Origin of the sequence: Pseudomonas rhodesiae, assembly GCF_007858255.1 — a bacterium.
Classification (GTDB): Bacteria; Pseudomonadota; Gammaproteobacteria; order Pseudomonadales; family Pseudomonadaceae; genus Aquipseudomonas; species Aquipseudomonas rhodesiae.
Window position 1 is genome coordinate 24992 of sequence record NZ_VFEU01000006.1, and the last position, 21990, is coordinate 46981.

General features: G+C 66.1%; 8 protein-coding genes. All 8 read left to right on the forward strand.

Features of this window, described 5'->3' with window-relative positions; all coding sequences use genetic code 11:
- Window position 1 precedes the first annotated feature (1 nt).
- The gene (gspK, locus tag FIV35_RS11020) at window positions 2-880 is read left to right on the forward strand and encodes a type II secretion system minor pseudopilin GspK (RefSeq protein ID WP_156796369.1); all 879 of its coding nucleotides are present in this window, start codon (window positions 2-4) and stop codon (window positions 878-880) included.
- Window positions 877-1941 carry a type II secretion system protein GspL gene (gspL, locus tag FIV35_RS11025; RefSeq protein WP_034138702.1) on the forward strand — a complete coding sequence of 355 codons (1065 nt, stop codon included), beginning with the start codon at window positions 877-879 and terminating at the stop codon, window positions 1939-1941. Before gspK ends, gspL begins: the two co-directional genes overlap by 4 nt.
- On the forward strand, window positions 1934-2446 hold the full coding sequence (gene gspM, locus FIV35_RS11030; RefSeq protein WP_034138701.1) for a type II secretion system protein M: 513 nt from the start codon (window positions 1934-1936) through the stop codon (window positions 2444-2446). Before gspL ends, gspM begins: the two co-directional genes overlap by 8 nt.
- Window positions 2443-4761: a type II secretion system secretin GspD gene (gspD, locus tag FIV35_RS11035; RefSeq protein ID WP_034138700.1), complete on the forward strand. Its 2319-nt coding sequence runs from the start codon at window positions 2443-2445 to the stop codon at window positions 4759-4761. Before gspM ends, gspD begins: the two co-directional genes overlap by 4 nt.
- A 139-nt stretch (window positions 4762-4900) precedes the next feature.
- Complete coding sequence (gene gspE / locus FIV35_RS11040) at window positions 4901-6322, forward strand: type II secretion system ATPase GspE (protein ID WP_034138699.1); 1422 nt, start codon at window positions 4901-4903, stop codon at window positions 6320-6322.
- Entirely contained in the window at window positions 6319-7524 is a 1206-nt protein-coding gene (gene gspF / locus FIV35_RS11045) for a type II secretion system inner membrane protein GspF (RefSeq protein WP_034138698.1), read from the forward strand. Before gspE ends, gspF begins: the two co-directional genes overlap by 4 nt.
- A gap of 345 nt (window positions 7525-7869) precedes the next feature.
- On the forward strand, window positions 7870-9051 hold the full coding sequence (locus tag FIV35_RS11050; RefSeq protein ID WP_034138697.1) for a substrate-binding domain-containing protein: 1182 nt from the start codon (window positions 7870-7872) through the stop codon (window positions 9049-9051).
- A 183-nt stretch (window positions 9052-9234) separates the two neighbouring features.
- On the forward strand, window positions 9235-21801 hold the full coding sequence (locus FIV35_RS11055; RefSeq protein WP_034138696.1) for a filamentous hemagglutinin family protein: 12567 nt from the start codon (window positions 9235-9237) through the stop codon (window positions 21799-21801).
- Window positions 21802-21990: the final 189 nt, after the last annotated feature.

Consider the following 21990-nt stretch of genomic DNA (forward strand, 5'->3'; position numbering starts at 1 on the left):
CATGAAACGGCATTCGCCCATGACGGCGAAGCAGCGCGGCATGGCGATTATCAGCGCCTTGCTGATCGCGGCGGTGGTGGCGGTGATTGCCGCCGGCCTGCTGACGCGCCAGCGCGTGTTCACCCGCAGCCTGGAGGCCGAACAATTGCGTATCCAGGGCCAGTGGCTATTGCTCGGTGCATTGGAGGACAGTCGGCAGCGGCTATGGGAGGCGCGTCAGAAGGACGTGCTGACCCGTCTCGACCAACCGTGGGCGCGTGCTCAAAAAGGCCTGTTTGAAGGGCGCCTGGAAGACGAGCAGGGCAAGTTCAACCTGCGCAATCTGGTCAACCGCGGGCGGCCGGATGCCGAGCAGGTGCAGAACTTCGAACGGTTGTGCGGCTTGATCGGCGTCGACGGGGCGTTGAGTCGCCGCATCAGTCAGCGGGTGATCGCTTCGTATGACCAAACCGAGCAACCGGCCAGGTACCCGATGCTGCGCAGCCTTGACGACCTGAGCGGTGTGGAAGGGCTCGACCCGCTGCTGTTGCAGCGCATGCAGGGTTTTATCAGCGTGTTGCCCGGGGTCACCTGGGTCAATGGCAACACCGCCCGCGCCGAAGTGCTCAGTGCGGTGGTACCGGGCTTGAGCCTGAGCCAGGCCCAGGCGCTGGTGGCCGAACGGGACGGCGGGCGCTGGTTTATCAACCGTGGCGATTTCGTCAACCGCCTGCACTTGCCCCAGGTGGCGGTGGAGTCGGTGCTGGTGGGCATCACCAGTGAGTGGTTTCGCCTGCAAGGCCAGACCCGCCGCGAACAGCGCCGAGTAACCCTCGACGCCTTGTTGCACCGCCCGGAAAATCGCCAGCCCCAGGTGATCTGGTCGCGGGTGGGGGCATGAAGCGCCTGCGTATCGGCTTGCCGCCCCTCGACCAACTGAGTGTCGACAGCCCGGTGACCTTCGCCTGGCTTGAACGTGGCGCGGTGGTGGCCCACGGGCAGGCCAGCCTGGCCGAACTGGGCAAGACTCGCCAGCCCTTGGACTGTTTTCTGCACCCGCGCGACAGCCTGCTGACCTGTCTGGATCTGCCACCGCTGCCGCCGAGCAAAACCCATGCAGCGGTGACCTGCGCGGCGCAGGCGCTGGTGCTGGGGCCGCTGGAGCAGATGCACGTCGCTCACGGCCCACGGGGCAGCGACGGGCGCGTACAAGTGGGCTGGGTGCCCAAGGCCGGGCTGGCGCGGTTGGATCAAGTGTTGAGCCAGGCACAATTGAAGCTGCGCGGTCTGTATCCGGCGCCCTATGCCTTGCCGGTGGGCGGCGCGGCGTTAGAGGACGGCTACGGCCTGAGTCGCGACAGCCTGCACCTGGCGACGGTGCATCCGCTGGGCTTGCCGCCACCGGCGACGCCCCCGCTGGAGCCCGCGCAGCGCTGGAGCGGTGCGCTACCCGGCTGGGGCTTGCAGGCGCGCCCAAGCCAACCGTCGGGCGCCGGCTGGGGTAGGGCGCTGGCGTGCGTCGCGCTGGCCGTCGCCCTCTGGACCCTCGGCCTCAACCTGTACGCTGCCCGCCAGGCGGACGCGGGCCAACGGCTCAAGGCGCAGATGAGCCAGCAAGTGCGCCAGGCGTTTCCCGAATTGCCGGTGGTGCTCAACCCCTTGCAGCAGGCGCGACAACAACTGGCCGCGCGCCAGGGCGGTACGGACACCGGCCCGCGTTTCAGCGCCTTGCTGCAACTGGTCGGCAACCAGCTGCCGTTTATGGTCGGCAGTGTTGAGCAATTGACCTTCGAGCAAGGCCGCCTGCACCTGGCGCTGCTGGCCGGCAGTCGTCAGCCGGCGCAGCCGGGGGAATGGCAAGCGGCGTTGGCCCAGGCCGGGTATGCCGCCACGCGCGATGAGCAGGGCTGGAGCATCGGCCCCGCACAACCTGTCGAGAACGCCGAGGCCAGCGATGAATAAGTGGCTGCGCGTGCGCGGCCAGGCCCAGGTGTTCTGGGCCGCTCTGGCCCAGCGTGAAAAACGCCTGCTGATCGGTGCCGGGCTGCTGCTGGCTGGCCTGTTGACCTGGCTGGTACTGGTGCAGCCGGCCTTGAAAAAAATCGCTTACTGGCAGGCCGAAACCCCCAAGCTGCGCGCCCAGGCCGAGGCCTTGCAGGTGCTGCTGCAGGATGTGGCCGCACCCCAGGTCGCCGACGACAACGCGCTGCGCCAGGCCCTTGATGGCGCCGGTCTGCGCGGCCATTACCAATTGCAGACTCTGGACCCCGGCGCATGGCGCCTGACCTTCGACAATGCCCCGGCCGACGCGGCGCTGGGCTGGCTGCTGGGCAATGTACGCACGTTTTCTCTGGAGGTGTCCGAGGCGCGTCTACAACGTGCCGGGGATGCCGTCGACAACTCGGCCGGCACTGTGTCCGGGACCGTTCGCATGGATCAGGCGCTTGGCGCTAAGGACGCTTCATGAAGTGGTCAGTCCCCCCGTTTCGCACCGTTGCGCCGCTGCTGTTGCTGGCCCTCAGTGCGTGCAGTTCCCAGGAGGCGCAGAAACCCTTGCTGGTGGACAGCGAACTCGGCCAGCCCTTGGCCGACACCCGCCGTAGCGGTGCAACCGCGCTGGATCGCCAACGCGAGCCGGCCGCCAGGCCCCCGGTCAAACACGCGCTCACCAGCAGCGCCCGTGGCCAGGCCCCGGCCACCGTGAAGGTGCGCAACCCGCTGGGGGACCAGCCGGTGCAGCTCAACTTTGTCGATGCCGATATCCAGGCGGTGGTGCGCGCGTTGTCCCGTGCCACCGGCCAGCAATTCCTGGTGGACCCTCGGGTCAAAGGCAACCTGACCCTGGTCAGCGAAGGCCAGGTGCCGGCCCATCAGGCTTACGACATGCTGCTGGCGGCATTGCGCATGCAGGGTTTCAGCGTGGTGGACGTGGGTGGGGTGGCCCAGGTGGTGCCGGAGGCGGATGCCAAGCTGCTCGGCGGGCCGATCTATAGCGCCGGCAGCAGCGGCATGCAGACCCGCACCTTTCGCCTGCAATATGAGAACGCGGTCAACCTGATCCCGGTGCTGCGCCCGATCGTGTCGCCAAACAACCCGATCAACGCATACCCCGGCAATAACAGCATCGTGATCACCGATTACGCCGACAACCTCGCGCGCGTCGCGCAGATCATCAGCGGTATCGACACCCCCAGTGCCATCGACACCGATGTGGTACAGGTGCAGAACGGCATCGCCGTGGACATCGCAGCCATGGTCGCCGAACTGTTGGAGACCCAGGGCGCGGACCCCACCCAGAAGATCAATGTGGTGGGCGACCCGCGCTCCAACTCCATCATCATCCGCGCCGGCAGCCCCGAGCGCACCGAGCTGGCGCGCAACCTGATCTACAAACTCGACAACGCCCAGAGCAACCCCAGCAATATGCATGTGGTGTATTTGCGCAACGCCCAGGCCGGCAAACTGGCGCAGTCGTTGCGTGGGTTGCTCACCGGCGAAAGTGAGTCGGGGGTCAGTGATGAAGCGCGCAACAAGCTCAGCGCCATGGGCGGCAACAGCCTGAACACGACAGCCGGCGGTGCAGCCCAGACCGGCAGCGGCACGCCCACCGGCAGCAGCGTGCAGCCCGTCTATGGGCAAACCGGCGCCGCCACCACCGCAACCAGCGGCACCAGCGCCGCCAGCGATCAGAACACCGCGTTCAGTGCCGGCGGCGTGACCATCCAGGCCGACGCCACCACCAATACCTTGCTGATCTCCGCGCCGGACCCGTTGTACCGCAACCTGCGTGAGGTGATCGATTTGCTCGATCAGCGCCGCGCTCAGGTAGTGATCGAAAGCCTGATCGTCGAGGTAGGGGAAGATGACGCCACCGAGTTTGGCGTGCAATGGCAGGCCGGCAACCTGGGGGGTAAAGGTGGGTTCGGCGGCGTCAATCTGGGCGGCACTGGTATCAATGGCAGCCCCGCCAGCAAAACCAGTATCGACGTGCTGCCCAAGGGCCTGAATATCGGCCTGGTGGACGGCACCGTGGATATCCCGGGGATCGGCAAAGTGCTGGACCTCAAGGTGCTGGCCCGTGCGTTGAAAAGCAAAGGTGGCACCAATGTGCTGTCCACGCCGAACCTGCTGACCCTGGACAACGAAGCTGCGAGTATTTTCGTCGGCCAGACCATTCCCTTCGTCACCGGCAGCTATGTGACCGGCGGCGGAGGCACCAGCAACAACCCGTTCCAGACCGTCACGCGCGAAGAGGTCGGGCTCAAGCTCAACGTACGCCCGCAGATTTCCGAAGGCGGCACGGTGAAGCTGGATATCTATCAAGAGGTCAGCAGCCTGGATGCGCGGGCAACCGTGAGTGCGGGCGCGGTGACCAACAAGCGCGCGATCGACACCAGCATCCTCTTGGATGACGGGCAGATCATGGTGCTCGGCGGTCTGTTGCAGGACGGCTACAGCCAAAGCAACGACGCGGTGCCGTGGCTGTCGGATATCCCCGGGCTGGGGGCGCTGTTCCGCAATCAAAAGCGCAGCGTCAGCAAGACCAACCTGATGGTGTTCCTGCGGCCCTACATCATCCGCGACAGCGGCGCCGGGCGCAGCATCACCGTGAACCGCTACAACTTCATGCGCCGCGCCCAGGGCGCATTGCAACCGGAACACAGTTGGGCCATGCCGGATGTGCAGGCGCCGCAGTTGCCGGCGGTGGAGAAGGCGATTCCGGGCGCGCAACCGGGGCCGAGGGCTGCTATCCGCGCAGTGCCGGTGGGCGTACGACCATGAATTTAAATGAAGATCCAAATGTGGGAGGGGGCTTGCCCCCGATGAGGGTGTGTCAGCCACAGATGTACAAACTGATCCACCGCTATCGCGGGCAAGCCCGCTCCCACATTTGCACCGCGCTCGGTCAGGAAGATGCCTTGTGAGCCTTCTCCCTTACGCCTGGGCCAAGGCCCAACGCATCCTGCTGCGCCCCGGTGACAGCGGCCTGTTGCTCACCGTGTGCCCCTCGACACCCGGTTGGGCCATCGGTGAAGCGCGCCGCCAGTTCGGCGAGTCGCCCGTGGAGCAGGTGCGCGACGACGAACTGGACGGCCTGCTCGCCACGGCCTACGCCGACACCGGCAGCGCCGCCGCTGTGGTGGGCGCGGCGGAAAACGAAGTCGACCTCGACCGCCTGATGCAGGCCATCCCCGAGATCACCGACCTGCTCGACACCCAGGACGGCGCGCCGGTGATTCGCATGATCAACGCCTTGCTCACCCAGGCCGCGCGGGACGAGGCCAGCGATATTCATATCGAACCCTATGAAAGCCACTCGGTGGTGCGCTACCGCGTCGACGGCACCCTGCGCGACGTGGTCTCGCCGCGCAAGGCGCTGCACGGCGCGTTGGTGTCGCGGATCAAGATCATGGCGCAGCTGGACATCGCCGAAAAACGCCTGCCCCAGGACGGCCGTATCGCCCTGCGCGTGGCCGGGCGGCCGATTGATATCCGCGTGTCGACGGTGCCGACCGGCCACGGCGAGCGCGTGGTGATGCGCCTGCTCGACAAACAGGCTGGGCGCTTGCAGTTGGAAACCCTGGGCATGGACCCGCGGTTGCTGGCGCGCCTCGATACGCTGATCCGCCAGCCCCACGGCATCGTGTTGGTGACCGGCCCCACCGGCAGCGGCAAAACCACCAGCCTCTACGCCGCCCTGGCGCGGTTGGACGCCAGCACGCGCAATATCCTCACCGTGGAAGACCCGGTGGAGTACGACCTGCCGGGCATCAGCCAGATCCAGGTCAACGCCAAGATCGACATGACTTTCGCCCTGGCCCTGCGCGCAATCCTGCGCCAGGACCCGGACATCATCATGATCGGTGAGATCCGTGACCTGGAAACCGCGCAGATCGCCGTGCAAGCCTCGCTGACCGGGCACCTGGTGCTCGCCACCCTGCACACCAACGACGCGGTGTCGGCGGTCAACCGCCTGGTGGACATGGGCGTGGAACCGTTTCTGTTGGCGTCGTCGTTGCTGGGGGTGTTGGCCCAGCGTTTGGTGCGGCGGCTATGCCCGCACTGTAAGCAGCCGGACCCGACAGCGCCGGGCACTTGGCGCCCGGTGGGTTGTGCGCAGTGCAATCAGGTGGGCTACAGCGGACGCACTGGGATCCATGAGTTGTTTTATGTCGACGACGCGGTGCGCGGGCTGATCCATCAAGGTGCCGGGGAACAGGACCTGCGAGTGGCGGCACGCCGCGCCGGCATGTTCAGCCTGCGCGAAGACGGCGAGCGCTGGGTGCGCAGCGGCACCACCGCGCCGGAAGAAATCCTGCGTGTGACCCGGGACGCCGGATGAATCGCTATCGCTATGAAGCCGCCGATGCCAGCGGCCGCATCGAGACCGGGCAAACCGAAGCCGACAGCCAGAGCGCGGCCTTCAGCCTGTTGCGCGGTCGCGGCCTGACCGTGCTGGCGTTACAGGAGCAAACCCCGGCAACGGCAGGCGGCGGCCTGTTCACTGCCAAGCTCTCCGACAACGACCTGGCCTGGGCCACCCGGCAACTGGCGAGTTTGCTCGGTGCCAGCCTGCCCCTGGAAGCGGCCTTGAGCGCCACGGTGGAGCAGGCCGAGAAAAAACACATCGCCCAGACCCTCAGTGCGGTACGCACCGATGTGCGCGGCGGCATGCGCCTGGCCGATGCCCTGGCTGCGCGGCCACGGGATTTTCCGTCGATTTACCGCGCGCTGATCGCGGCGGGGGAGGAGTCCGGCGACCTGGCCCAGGTCATGGAGCGTCTGGCCGACTACATCGAAGAGCGCAACAACCTGCGGGGCAAGATCCTCACCGCGTTTATCTACCCCGGCGTGGTGGGGCTGGTGTCCATCGGCATCGTGATCTTCCTGCTCAGCTACGTGGTGCCCCAGGTGGTCAGCGCGTTCTCTCAGGCACGCCAGGACCTGCCGGGGCTGACCCTGGCCATGCTCAACGCCAGCGACTTCATTCGCGCCTGGGGCTGGTTGTGCTTTAGCGGCCTGGTCGGTGCGTTCTGGGGCTGGCGCCTGTACCTGCGCAATCCGCTGGCGCGCCTCAATTGGCACAGCCGCGTGCTGCGCTTGCCGCTGATCGGGCGCTTCGTGCTGGGCTTGAACACTGCACGCTTTGCCTCGACCCTGGCCATCCTCGGCGGTGCCGGCGTGCCGTTGCTGCGCGCCCTGGAAGCGGCGCGGCAAACCCTGTCCAACGAGCGCCTGAGCCAATGCGTGAGCGACGCCACGGCCAAGGTGCGCGAAGGGGTCAACCTGGCGCCGGCGCTGGCGGTGGAGAAAGTCTTTCCGCCGGTGCTGATCCACCTGATCGCCAGTGGCGAAAAAACCGGGTCGCTGCCGCCGATGCTCGAACGCGCCGCGCAAACCCTGTCCAAGGACATCGAACGTCGCGCCATGGGTATGACCGCGCTGCTGGAGCCCCTGATGATCGTGGTGATGGGCGCGGTGGTGCTGGTGATCGTGATGGCGGTGCTGTTGCCGATCATCGAAATCAACCAATTGGTCACCTGATACGCGCCGGGTTTTGCCTGGCTCCCGATGGCGCGGGGCCAAGCTCGGGTTCCTCATTCCGTCATCTTTCAACTCCATGCATGGCCCTGCGGCCAGTGGCGAAAACCATTGCGCTCGGCGGCGCCCAAACCGCTCAAAACGATGACCGAAACACCCGAGAATCTTTTTCAAAATCAAGCGCTTTCTCCCGAGGTTTTTTCCTTTAGCTGTCATCGGATGCTGCGAAATTTCCTACCCATGGCCTCCGCCTTCGCCACCCCCGAAACACGGCCTGGGTCCGAAGCCATGGCGTCATGCAAGAGCCATCTACCCCAAACGTACAAACACGATGAAAGGAGATTCTTCATGTTTAAGCGCAACGTTCTCGCGGTATCCATGACCCTCGCTGCACTGTGCTCGGCCCAGGCGGCCATGGCGGACATCAACGGCGGCGGCGCCACGCTGCCACAACCGCTGTACCAGACCGCTGGCGTACTCACCACCGGCTTCGCACCCTACATCGGTGTGGGCAGCGGCAACGGCAAGTCGGCGTTCCTGAACAACGACTACACCAAGTTCGTGGCCGGCGTGACTAACAAGAACGTGCACTGGGCCGGCAGCGATTCCAAGCTGAGCGCCGCTGAGTTGCTGGCTTACAAAACCAACAAGCAACCGACCTGGGGCAAATTGATCCAGGTGCCGTCGGTGGCCACGTCGGTGGCGATTCCGTTCAATAAGGCGGGCGCCAACGCCGTCGACTTGAGCGTCAGCCAACTGTGCGGCGTGTTCTCCGGCCGCCTGACCGACTGGAGCCAGATCACCGGCGCTGGCCGCACCGGCCCGATCACCCTGGTGTATCGCAGCGAGTCCAGCGGCACCACTGAACTGTTCACGCGCTTCCTGAACGCCAAGTGCGCCGAAGCTCAACCGTTCGCCGTGACCACTACGTTCTCGTCCAGCTACGGTGGTGGCCTGCCGTCGACTGCTGTTGCCGCCGCCGGTAGCCAAGGCGTGATGGATGCGCTGAATGCTGTGGAAGGTCGCATCACCTACATGAGCCCGGATTACGCCGCGACCACCCTGGCCGGCCTGGATGACGCCACCAAAGTCGCCAAAGTCGCCGGTGTTTCCCCTGCGCCTGCCAACGTGTCGACCGCCATCGGCCAGATTCCTGCGCCCACCGAAGCGCGGGCTGACGGCTCGTTCATCGACGCGACCAACCAGGACAACTGGGTACCGGTCTTCGCGGCCACGGCCAGCGGCTCAGCCACCTTCGCTTACCCTTCCAGCGGCTATCCGATCCTGGGTTTCACCAACCTGATCTTCAGCCAGTGCTATGCCGATGCCACCCAGACCACCCAAGTGCGCGGCTTCTTCAACCGCCACTACGGCAGCCTGGTGAACAACGACACCGCCATCAACAACAACCGCTTCGTGCCGCTGCCAGCGAACTGGAAAAAAGCTGTGCGTGACACCTTCGCCACCGCCACCAGCGCTCAAGGCATCGGCAACACCAGCGTGTGCAACGCCATCGGTCGTCCGCTGTAACCCCCGCTGTTCAGCACCGCTTTACCGATCAGCAACGGCCCGTGCCGTTGCTGATTTTTTTTGCGCTAACAGCCGTATATGAACTTTGCGTGACAGAAGTTCAGTCCGGCCTCTCGCCAACCGCCTAACCCTCATACGTGAGCCTGTGTTGCTCCTGGCGATAACAAAGAAGGAAGTGTCCCGATGGTCCGCTGCAAACCCACGCTTAAGCTGAATGCCCAGGGCTCACGGGCCCAGACTGTGTTGCGTCTCAAGCCGCTGGCGCAGGTCATCGCCTTATGGGTGGTGGCGGGCAACGCCTCGGCGGCGACTGCGTTCAGTCCGGCGTGGTTCGCGGCCAAGGGGGCGACCCAGGCGACCACGGCGGCGCGCATCAGTGCCGGGCAGATGCCGTCGGTGCCGACCCTGAACCAGCAGGCGCGGGTCAATCAGCAGTTGGCGCGTTCCATCAGCACCCTGAACACCAGCGTCGCGGCGATTGCGGCGCAGCAGGCCGCTCAGGCCGCCGGCCGGCAAGCGGCGTTCGGCCAGGTGTCGACGATTCCCGATGGCCTGGGCAAAGGCGGCCTGCAAGTGGACAACAGCCTGACCCAGGGCTGGACCAACGCCAAGGCGCCGACCCAGACCCAGGCCGGCGGCAAGACCACGGTGAGCATCGAGCAGACCGCCGACAAGGCGATCCTCAATTGGGAAACCTTCAACGTCGGGCGCAACACCACGGTGGATTTCCAGCAGCAGTCCACCTGGGCAGTACTCAACCGCGTCAACGACGCCCAGGCCCGCCCCAGCGAAATCCAGGGCCAGATCAAGGGCGCCGGTACGGTGATGATCATGAACCGTAACGGTGTGGTGTTCAGCGGCACCAGCCAGGTCAACGTGCGCAACCTGGTAGCGGCGGCGGCGAACATCACCGATGAACAGTTCACCCAGCGCGGCCTGTATGTCGACACCAATGGCACCCAACCGACATTCACCGACGCGGCGGGCAAGGTCCAGGTGCAGCGCGGCGCATTGATCCAGACCCACAACGCCGCCACCTCCACCGACGCCGGCGGCTATGCCTTGCTGCTGGGCAGCGACGTGGAAAACGCCGGCACCATCATCACCGCCAAGGGCCAGACTACCTTGGCGGCCGGTGACAGTTTCTACATCCGCAAAGGCGTGGGCACGGCGGGTAACGAGCGTTCCACCACCCGTGGCAATGAAGTCGCCACCAGCCTCAAGGCGGGCAGCACGGCGGGAGCGGTGACCAACAGCGGCCTGATCATGGCGTCCACCGGCGACGTCACCCTGACCGGGCATCAGGTGCAGCAGAACGGCGTGGCCCTGGCCAGCACCTCGGTGGACACCCGCGGCACCGTGCACTTGCTCAACGCGGCCAGCGACAGCAGCGGCAGCGTCAGCCTGGGGGAGGGCAGCACCACCGCGATCCTGCTGGACGCCAGTGGCAGCACCGCACTCAACAGTCAGAAAGACAATGGCCTGATCAAACTCGACGGCAGCCCCGCCAATTTGATCGGCGGCGCGTTCAACCACCTCAGCGCGGTAGTCGACCGCACGGACCAGTCACGGATCGAGATCGTCAGCGGCGGCACCGTGGATTTCCGCAAGGGCTCGATCACCCTCGCCACCGGCGGCCAGGTGGCCGTCAGTGCCGGCCAGCGCAGCCTGGTGCGCGATGGGGCGATGATCGATGTATCGGGGGCCGTCGGCGTCAAGGTGGCGATGGAAGCCAACAACATCAAGATCAACGTGCAGGGTAACGAGCAGCGCGATGCGTCGGTCAACCGCGACAACGGCCAACTGATCAACAGCGATGTGTGGGTCGACCTTCGCGACCTGGTGTTTGTGCCCGCCGGCACCAACGGCTACGCCACCGACCGCTGGTACACCGCCGGTGGCCTGCTGGAAGTCGGCGGTTACCTTGGCACCCAGGGCCATTCGGTGGGTGAATGGATGGCCCAGGGCGGCACCGTGACCTTTACCGGCAAGGAAGCGGTGACCCAACAGGGCGCGCAGATCAATCTGTCGGGCGGCACCGTGGACGTGCAAGGCGGCTATATCCGCCAAACCTGGCTCAAAGGGCCGAATCGCCGTTTGTACGAGCTGTCCAAAGCGCCCGGCGACATTCTCTATTCCGGTATCTACAAGGGTTACGAAGACACTAGCGTGCGCTGGGGCCAGACCGAGTATTACTACAACCCGCTGATCGCCCCCCAGGGCCGCAATGAGGCCGGGTACACCGTGGGCCGGGACGCCGGCAAACTGGTGGTCGGCACCTCCAGCGCGGTACTGGAAGGCCGCCTGATCAGCGATGTGTTCCAAGGCGATCGCCAGACTCAGGCACCCATGCCCAACCTGGACGGTTACCAGCAATCCCAGAAGGCCATGGCCCAGCTCGCGCAATTGATCGTTGGCCAGTACACGCCGTTCTACAACAAAGCCAACGGCACCTTGCGCTACGCCTTGGGGGCGAACGCCGATCAGGTGACGCTTGAAAACGACACGCAAGCGATTGCCGATGGCCTGGACCTTGCCAATGCATTGCCGGCCGACCGCCAGGGCAAGATCGTGCTCGACAGCGACCTGCTCAATGCCGCGCCGTTGGGTGCCATCAAGGTCGCGGCCCGCCAGCAGGTCAGCGTCAATGGCGCGCTGCGCGTGGCCGACGGCGGCGACATCACCCTGTTCGGGCCGCGTGTCGACATCAATGCCAACCTCACGGCCCACGGCGGCAGCCTTAACGCCGGCAACATTCTCAGCCAGGTCAACCCGTTCAAGGCCGGCGTGGTCGAGGACACCACCCTGGCCGGCGGCACGCAGGTCACGCTGGGCGCGGGTGTCAAACTCGATACCCGCGGGCGCTGGAATAACCTGCTGCTGGAACCTGGCAATGGCAGCGGCCTGGCGTATATCAACGGCGGCAAGGTTTCGCTGCGCAGTTCGAGCCAGTTGAATCTGGCGGCCGGCAGTGAGGTGGACGTGTCCTCCGGGGCCACCCTGGGGGTAGACGGCAAGCTGATCGGCGGCAATGGCGGCAACGTGACCCTGGGCGCCCTCGGCGCTCTGGCCCTGGATGGCGACGTGCGCGGTTATGGCGTCAATGGTGGCGGCACCTTGACCTTGCAGGCGCGCACGGTGCAGATCGGCAACCGTGCCGGTGCGATGGACCCGGACACCTTGCACCTGGCCGGCGACTTCTTCGACAAGGGCTTCTCGGCCTACGACATCACCGGCAACGAAGGGCTGATCGTCACCGACGGCACTCAAGTGAATGTCAGCCTGCCGACCTATCGATTGGGCACGCAGGCGTCCACGGTGGCGACCGGCGGCGCACCGACGGCGGCCCTGGAGCAGTGGACCTCGCCGCTGTATCAGGAAGATGCCGCCAAAGGCGTGCTGACCCAGCGTCGCGGCGCCGGTTTGAGCCTCACCGCCGGCAATGTATTCGCCACGGCGGCGCAACTGGCGAGCACGGCCTTGACCGTGGGCCAGGGGGCGGTGATCAACGTCGATCCTGGGCAGGCCATCAACTTGCGCAGCGTCGGTCAGTTGACAATGGATGGCACGCTCAATGCCTGGGGCGGCAGCGTCAGCCTTGAGGGGCTGACTGCAGCCACTTCGGAAGCGGTGAATGCGGCCGGTCATGGCCGCTCGATCTGGGTCGGCGAACACGCGCTGATCGACGTGGCTGCGCGGGCAGCCACGGCGGTGGACAGCCAAGGGCGCCGTTATGGCGTGGTGCGTGACGGCGGCAGCATCAGCCTGGGCGGCACGCTGGACCTGAACACCGGCCTGGCCAAGGCCAGCGACCTGTTCGTGGTGGTACACGACGGCGCACGACTGGACGCCTCCGGCACCCAAGCCGAGCTGACGGTGCCGGGGCAGGGTACGGTGTCGGTAGCCAGTAACGGCGGCAGCATCAGCCTGGCCTCCAACAACGGCCTGTACCTGGAGGGCAGCGTGATGGCCCGGGCCGGTGGCGCTGGCGCGGCGGGCGGCAGTCTTAACCTGGCGCTGGAGAGCCCGTATTACACCAAGACCGGGGTCGCTGACCGGGTGCTCAAGGTGCGTGAACTGGTGCTCGGCCAAGGGCATCCACCGAGCGCTCTGGCCGGCACGCCCGCAGCGGCGGCCGACAGCCTGGACTATGGGCACGCACGTCTGGGCGTGGATCAAGTCCAGGCCGGCGGCTTCGATAACCTCGCGCTGCTGAGCAATGGTTTGCTGAGCTTTGACGGCGACATCCGCCTGAATATGGGCCAGAGCCTGCGTCTGTACAGCCGTGGCTATGGCCTGAGCGACAACGCCGCCGCCACGGCACGCATCGACCTGTCGGCGCCGCACCTGCTGCTGGCGGGCTATCTGCCGCCCCCCGAGAGCGGCAAGGATTTCTACGTGCGTCCGGTGCCGGTGCTGCCGGTGCCGTCCCAGCGTGCCACTCAGGCGCAGTTCAACGCTGAGGGGCAGTTGGTCGAAGTGCGTGGCAATGTGATCTTCGGTAACCGCAGCAGCCTGTACCGCGCCGATGCCAGCCAGGCCAGCCTCGAACGCCGTGGTTTCGACCAAGTCAACCTGACCAGCCAGGGCGACTTGCGCTTTCTGGCGGGGACTTCCGTGAACGACATCATCACCGGCGTCAGCACCCAGTTGCTGACCCAGGGCGACATGACCTTGCGCGCGGCGCAGGTGTACCCCGCCACGGACGTCAGTGCCCGGGTGATTGTCGGCTACCTCGGTGAGTCCAGCACCATTACCCAGGGCCTGGACTTTAATCCGCTGCGCAGCTTGACCCTTGGCCGCGTCGGCAGCACGGAGGCGGCGTTGCCGTATTCGGCGTTCGGGCGCCTGCAACTGGGCGCCGCCACCGTCAAGCAAGGCGGCGTGGTGCGCGCGCCGCTGGGCCTGATCAATATCGGCAGCATGGGCAGCAGCCAGGTGCAATTGCTGCCGGGCAGCGTCACTTCGGTGAGCGGCAAGGGGTTGGTGCTGCCCTATGGCGGCACCCTGGACGGGCAGGTCTACACCTATAACGGCAAGACCGTGGCCTTTCTCGGTCAGGGTGGGTTGGTCAATACCAACAGCGACCTGAGCGTCGGCGTGATTCTGGGCGGCCAGTCGGTGGCCGTGCAGTCGGGGGCGGTCGTCGATCTGTCGGGCGGTGGCGAGCTGCTGGGCGCCGGGTTTATTTCCGGACGCGGCGGCTCCACGGATGCGCGCTACAACCCCCTGGTGCAGTTCGGTGCCAGCGCCGGGTTCGTGCTGCCGGGGCTGTCCACCAACCCGATCTACGCCATTGTGCCGGGGGTGCAGCCGGGTGCGGCGCCGGTAGCGGCCGAGGGTGGTGCGGTGGCGCCGTTGGTGGGCCAACAGGTCACCATCGGCGCCGGGGTGCCGGGCTTGCCGGCCGGCACCTACACCTTGATGCCGTCCACCTACGCGTTGATGTCGGGGGCTTATCGCGTGGAGATCAATGGCCTGGCGGGGCTGGGCAGCGACAGCGCGACCACCTTGATGCGCAACGGCTCATGGGCCACCTCCGGGCAGTTGTCGATTGCCCATACCGGCATCCGCAACAGCGTCGCCACCCCGTTGATCCTGACCTCGGCGGACACCCTGCGCCGCTATTCCCAATACAACGAAACCAGTTACGCCCAGTTCGCCAAGGCCGATGCCGCCCGGTTGGGCGTACCGCGCCCTCTGCTGGAGGCCGACGCCAAAACCCTGAAGTTGGCCCTGCGCCCCGGCGCGGGGGCCGATGGGTTTTCATTCAACGGTATCGGGCGCTTTGACGCCGCCACCGGCGGCTACGGCGGTACGGTCGCGGTGCTCGACCAGAGCCGGCTGGGTATCGAGGTGGTGGCGCCGCAGGCGTCTGCCACCGCCGGTTTCGGCGGCATTAGCCTCAGAGCCGACACCCTCAATGCTATCGGTGCCGCACGGTTGATGATCGGCGGCATGACGGTGGTGGATTACGGTCAGTCGGGTAACTTCATCAGCCTGGCCAGCGGGGTGAATGCCGCCAACAGCAACATCACTGTGCGGGCCGGTGCCACCCTGGCGGCGCCGGAAGTGTTCCTGGTCAGCGACACCGGCGCCATCGTGGTGGAGCAGGGCGCCTCCCTCAACACCTTGGGCCGGGGCAAGGCCAGCTACGATGCCCGCGACGGGTTTATTTATCAGGTCGCCAATATGCTCGGGGTGTCCAACGGCTTGCTCAACGTGGTCAGCGCCTCGCGGCCTGGCGGTGTGATCAGCGAGGGGATCAACGTCGGCGCCTGCGCTGCCCAATCTTGCGTCGGCCAGACCGGGCTGTACTCCGAGGGCAGTATCGTGGCTCTGACCGACGGCACGTTCCAACTGGGCGACCCAGTGCGCTATGGCACCCGTCACCTCAACCTGGGCGTGAGCACCATCAACCTGGGCAGCGTCGAAGCCCTGGCCGCGGCGGCCGCCGGCAACCGCTTGCCGGCCGGTTTGACCTTGAACCAGGCACTGCTCGACCGCCTACTGCGCGGCGACACGCAACTCGGCGCCCCGGCCTTGGAAACCCTGCAACTGTCGGCGCGCGACGGGTTCAACCTGTATGGCAACGCCAGCCTCGACACCTATGACCCGCTGACCGGCAAATCGCTGCTGAGCAACCTGATGCTGTCCACTCCGGCGCTGTACGGCGCAGGCGACGCCAACGACGTGGCGACCCTGCACACCGCCAATCTGATCTGGCTGGGCGCCACCCAGGCCCCGGGCGCAGTGGTAACGGGCGGTGCGGGCACCGGCAGCGGGCGCCTGGATATCAACGCTGAGCGCATTGAGTTCGGGTATGGCGCCTTCGGTCAGCCGAGCAACGTGAAAAGCTTCGACCGGTTGGCCCTGGGCTTTGCCACGGTGAACCTCAACGCTAGCGAACGCATTACCGCCAACCACAAAGGCAGCCTGTCGGTGTACCAGCGCCAGGGTGCCTATGACCCGGTCAGCGGTTACCAGTACAGCGGTGGCAACTTGACCATTCGCACGCCGTTGATGACCGGTGAGGCCGGTTCGGTGAACAACATCAAGGCGGGCGGTGCGATTGACATCGGTGCGTCGTCAGGCCCCCGTGGCAACGCCAACGGCCAGGGCGCACAACTGTCCCTGCAAGGCGACAGCCTGCGCGTGGCCAGTGCGGTGGTATTGCCCAGCGGCAAAGTCAGCCTCAGTACACGGGGTGATCTGGTGCTGACCGACGACGCCCTGATCGATGTGGCCGGCCGTGCGATGCGCTTCAACGACGTGACCCAATACGGCTGGGGCGGCGACGTGCTGCTGGACAGTCGCAGCGGCAATATCCTGCAGGCGGCGGGCTCGACCATCGATCTGTCGGCCCAGCACAACCAGGCCGGTAAATTGCGCGCGGTGGCCACGGATGCGGCGGGCGGTATCGTCGACCTGCAAGGCAAGATCCTCGGCAGCAGCAGTGGCTACTTCAATGCCGGCGGCACCTCGATGCCGCAACCGGCGGGCAGCGTGGAGATCCAGGCGCAGCGCCTGGGCAGCAGCGGTGCCTTGGACCAACAGTTCGCCGACCTCAATCAACGCCTGAACCAGGGCCAGGTGTTCGGCGCGCGCAGTTTCCAACTCAAACAAGGCGACCTGACCATCGGCGATGGGCTCAAGGCCGGCAGCATCAGTGTGTCGGTGGACAACGGCAGCCTGCGGGTCACTGGCCTGGTGGATGCCAGCGGCGAGCGCGTCGGCAGTATCAACCTGGCCGGCAAGCACGGCCTGACTCTGGACGGCAGCGCCGTGCTCGATGCCCACGGCAGCAAGTTGCGGGTGGACAGCTACGGCAAGATCATCGACGCGCCGAACCGCGCCATGGTGGTGCTGGGGTCCGGCGATGGTCAACTGACCCTGGCCGACGGCGTGCGCATCGACCTGCGCCACGGCACTGCCGCCAGCGGCAACGACGGGCGCCCGCGCGGCACCCTGGAGCTGAATGCGCCGCGCCTGGTCAACCCGGATGGCAGCAGCAATGACGTGGCCATCGACGCTCATGGGCGGTTGACCATCCAGGGCGCGCGCTCCATCACCCTCAACGGCATGGCGCGCTACGACGATGCGCCGGAAAAAACCGACCCGACCGCCAGCGGCAGGCCGTACCAGGAAATCACCCAGGGCTACCTGGACCAGAAACACGCCCTGAGCGACGCCTTTATTAATGCGGCGCTGCTCAACCAGAACCTGCTGGATAACAAACTCGCCGGCCTGAACAACGCCACCTACGCCGATGCCTTCCACCTGCGCCCCGGGGTGGAAATCGTCAGTAAAACCCAGGACGGCGACCTGGTGGTGCAGGGTGACCTGGACCTGTCCGGCTACCGCTATGCCAGCCTCAACCCCCATAGCGTCAAGGACAACGCGGTCTACGGCTCCGGTGAATCCGGCAGCCTGACCCTGCGCGCCGGCGGCGACCTGAATATCTACGGCAGCCTCAACGATGGCTTCGCCAAACCGCCGGTGTCCGAGGATGACAAAGGCTGGGTGCTGCTACCGGGCGTCGACTTCAGTGGCGGCACCATCGTGGTGCCGGGCAACGGCGTGACCCTGGCCGATGGCACGGCGTTCCCGGCCGGCAGCACGTTGAATTACGACCTGCCTATCAAAGCGCTGACGATGGCCGCCGGCACCCGCTTGCCGGTGGCCGCGACGCTGGGCCAGGAGCTGGTATTGCCAGCGGGCAGCGTGGTCTCGGCCGATGTGCGCGATGCCGGCGGCAACCTGTTGCTCGCTGCGGGCACCCTGTTGCGTGAGGCGCAGACCCTGGCGATCGGCACCCAACTGGGCGCCGGCACACTGTTGGCCCAAGGCACCCGACTGGACGGTATGACCTGGCCCAAGGGTGTGCCGCTGCCGGCGATACACCAGGCGAACCCGGCCAACAACACGGTGCAGCTCAGTGGCAGCAAAGCCTTGCCCAAGGGCGCACTGATCCCGGCTGGGACCGATGTGAAACTGCCCAACAATGCGACCTCGGTCGCCCTGCGCGTCGGGGTTTCCGGCCCGGCCGGGCAGGTCTGGGCGATTTCGCCGATGCTGGCCGAAGGTACCCAGTCGTGGTCGTTGCGCCTGGTGGCGGGCGCCGATACCGAGGCGGCGGACAGCCGCCTGCTGCAAGCTCATCCGCGCAGTGGCGATATGCACTTGGCGGACAACCACTACGGGATGTTCGCCAAGCAATTGCCGAGCAAGGGCGTTCAGACCTGGACCGCCCTGGCGGTGGCTGAACTGAGTGGCGCCGGTGTGGATGTCAAGGTAGGTGACCCCATCGAGCAATCGTTGCTTGACGTGTTGGGCGCGGGCTCTATCGAGGATTTCTGTGCCAGTTCGCCGGACTACTGCGCAATGAAGGTGACCTACGTATGGACTCAGAAAGCGGCCGATGACTTGTTGGAACAGGCCGGTATCGTGATTCCGGTGGGGGCGGTGATCACCAATGAATTCCTGGCCGATCTGCAATTGCCGGGGGTGGACGAGGTGTGCGGCCAACTGCCGGAATACTGCGCGGCCCAGAACAAGACCGAATACGGCGCCACGCCGGCGAGCACGCGCTGGAGTGTGATCCGCACCGGCAGCGGCGACCTTGAACTGTTGAGCGCGGGCAACCTGCAGATGGACTCGTTGTTCGGCGTGTACACCGCGGGCACCTCATCGACCGGGACCTTCGCCGGTGACCCCTACAACCTGCCGAAGGCAAAGCGGGCGGGCGCCGATCCGTTGACCAGCACGGTGCTGAACGACGCCGGCAGCTTCTTCGAACAGTTCGTCAACGGCTCGTCCACCAGTCTGTACCGCGCTTGGTACCCGGAGGCAGGCGGCAATCTGACCCTGAATGTGGGCGGTGACCTGACCGGGCATATCACCAGCAGCGTAGCCAGCAGCGTGCGCCCCAACCCCAAGGATGTCGGGGTCGACTCGGCGGCCGTCGGCAACTGGCTATGGCGCCAGGGCAGCGGTGCCGTGGCGACGGGCGGGCCGGCGCAACCGACGGCCTGGTGGATCAACTTCGGCAGTTACACCGCCACCGCGGCGGCGGACAAACTGCTCGGTTTCACCGGCTTTGGCACCCTGGGCGGCGGCAACCTGGACGTCAATGTGAGCGGCAACGCCGGGGTGCTGGATACCTTGGGGTACAGCGTTTATCGCCCCGAAGTGAACCCCCACAGCCAGGGCTTGGTTCTGGCCGTCGGCAGTACCGGACGGATCGCCGCCGATGGCAGCCAGCAGCTGACCGGTGGCGGCGATTTGCGTGTCCGCATCGGCGGCGCGCTGAACCCCGCCAGCGTGGCCGCCACCACGGACCACCGTGACGGCGTGCTGGTCAACCTGCGCGGCGACGTGCAGTTGCGCAGCGCGACCGTGGGCAGTGTCGACCTGCTGTACGGCAGCACGGCGCGCAGCCAAAGCCCGGGTGAAACCCGCGCGTTCGACCCGCAGGTCGCGACCCGTGGCGTTGCCCGTGGCGGCATGACCCTGGTCCCCGGTGATGCCACGTTCAACCTGCAGACCCTGGGTGATTTGGTGGTGCAGAACGTCGAAGACCCAGGCCGGGTAGTGCTCTCCCATGTGTCGCCGTTTGCCCAAGGCGCCTCACTTGGCGGCGGTTCCAGCTGGTTTACGCTGTGGACCCGAGACACGGCCATCGACCTGTTTTCCCTGGGCGGCAACCTCACGCCCTTCAGCCGCATCGACGCGCTCCCCGACTTGGCGGTGGTGTATCCCTCGATCCTCAGGGCAACCGCCGCCGGCGGCAGCCTGTATTACGGTAAAGCGGCCGAGGCCCAGGCCAACGGCGATAACACCTACATGTTCCCCTTGCTGTTGGCGCCCGCCGACAATGGCCAGTTGCAGTTCCTCGCCCAGGATTCGATCTACGCCGGCGGCATGACCGTCAGCCGCTCCGGCACCGCTGGCAGCGCCATGGCGACACCTTGGAATCCGGCCTTCCAAGGCATGCTCGGCACCCAGGTGGTGGCGAGCAACCTGTCGGCCAGCGGCAACCTGGATGCCCGCGCGCTGTTCGCGTTCGGGCCCGGCACCACGTCCGCATCCACCGGCGGGCGTGGCGAGCCCGCGCGGTTTTATGCCATGGACGGCGACCTGGTGGGGGTCAGCAGTGGCCGGATCATTCGGTTCGACACCTCCCCTGGCAGTCTGCATGAAGGTCAGACCTGGTACGAAGGCAGCGGCCCGGTCCGCATGCTGGCCGGGCGGGATATCGTCAGCAGCGGGCGCGCGTTCGGCGATGACATGATGTTTGGCCGTTCGAGCAATAACCTGTTTATGCACGACGCGACCCAGGACATCTCCATCGTGTCCGCCGGGCGCGACATTCTCTACAGCAGCTTCCAGGTGGCCGGCCCTGGCCTGCTGGAAGTCTCGGCCGGGCGCAATATCCTGCTTACCGGTGTCGGCGGTGAGCACAGCGTAACCAGCCTCGGCGCGGTGTTGCCGGGCGACAACCGCCCCGGCGCGAGCATCGTTATGCAGGCCGGTGTGGGCGCCAGCGGGCCGGATTACAGTCGGTTCGTCGAGGCTTACCTGAACCCGCTCAATCAGGCGCAGGCCGGTGAATCCTTGCAGAGCGGCAAAGTGGCCAAGACCTACGACGATGAATTGGTCAGTTGGCTCGCCGAGCGCTTCGGCTTTGTCGGCGACACCGTCCAGGCTCGCGCCTACTACGCTGCGTTGCCCGCCGAGCAGCAACGGGTGTTTGCCCGCGATGTGTATTTCGCCGAGCTCAAGGCCGCCGGTCGCGAATACACCCAGGCCGGCGGCGTGCGCCAGGGCAGTTACGTGCGAGGTCGCGCAGCGATTGCAGCGCTGTTTCCGACCAAGGACGTGGCCGGCAACCCGATCACGTATCAGGGCGATATCACTCTGTTCAACGGCTCGGGTGTACACACCAACGCTGGCGGAGCGATTCAGATGCTCACTCCGGGCGGCAGCCAGACCTTCGGTATCGAAGGTGCGGCCCCACCGTCGACGGCGGGTGTGATCACCCAAGGCGCGGGGGATATCCAGCTGTACTCGATGGGCAGCATTCTCCTGGGGCAAAGCCGCATCATGACTACCTTCGGCGGCTCGATCCTGGGCTGGACCGCCCAGGGCGATATCAACGCCGGCCGTGGCTCCAAGACCACCGTGGTGTACACGCCGCCCAAGCGTGTCTATGACAACTGGGGCAACGTCGGCCTGTCGCCGTCGGTACCGAGCACCGGGGCGGGGATCGCCACCCTGAACCCGATCCCGGAAGTGCCGGCGGGGGATATCGACCTGATCGCGCCGCTGGGCACCATCGATGCGGGCGAGGCGGGCATTCGCGTGTCCGGCAACGTCAACATCGCCGCCTTGCGCGTGGTGAACGCGACGAATATCCAGACCCAGGGCAAATCCAGCGGCGTGCCGGTGACGGCCACGGTCAATACCGGCGCCCTGAGTTCGGCCAGCGCCGCCGGGGCGGCCGCCTCCCAGGCTGCGGAAGACGCCGCGCGCAGCCAGCAGGCGGCGTCCAGGCAAGGTCGGGCGTCGATCGTCACCGTGGAGGTGTTGAGCTTCGGCTCCGAGCCGGTGCCGCGTGAGCCGCAAGAGCAGCAGAAAACCTCGGCCTACAACCCCGACAGCCCTGTGCAGGTGCTGGGCGCCGGGCCGCTGAGCGAACAGGCGCGGGCGCGGTTGACCGACGAGGAGCGCAGACAAATCAGCCTTTAACGGGCGCCAGAACCTCTCGATGGACCTTGGGGGCGATCTATGATCGCCCCGTTTTTTTTGGGCGCGCAGCCCTGCGTGATCAGCGCGTAAATGCCCCCGACCCAATCCCAAATGAAGCTTTCATGACAAAAGTTCGGTAGCCCATGGCCACTCCCGTCTCTCCTGTGTAACGCGCTCGACAGCATCCAC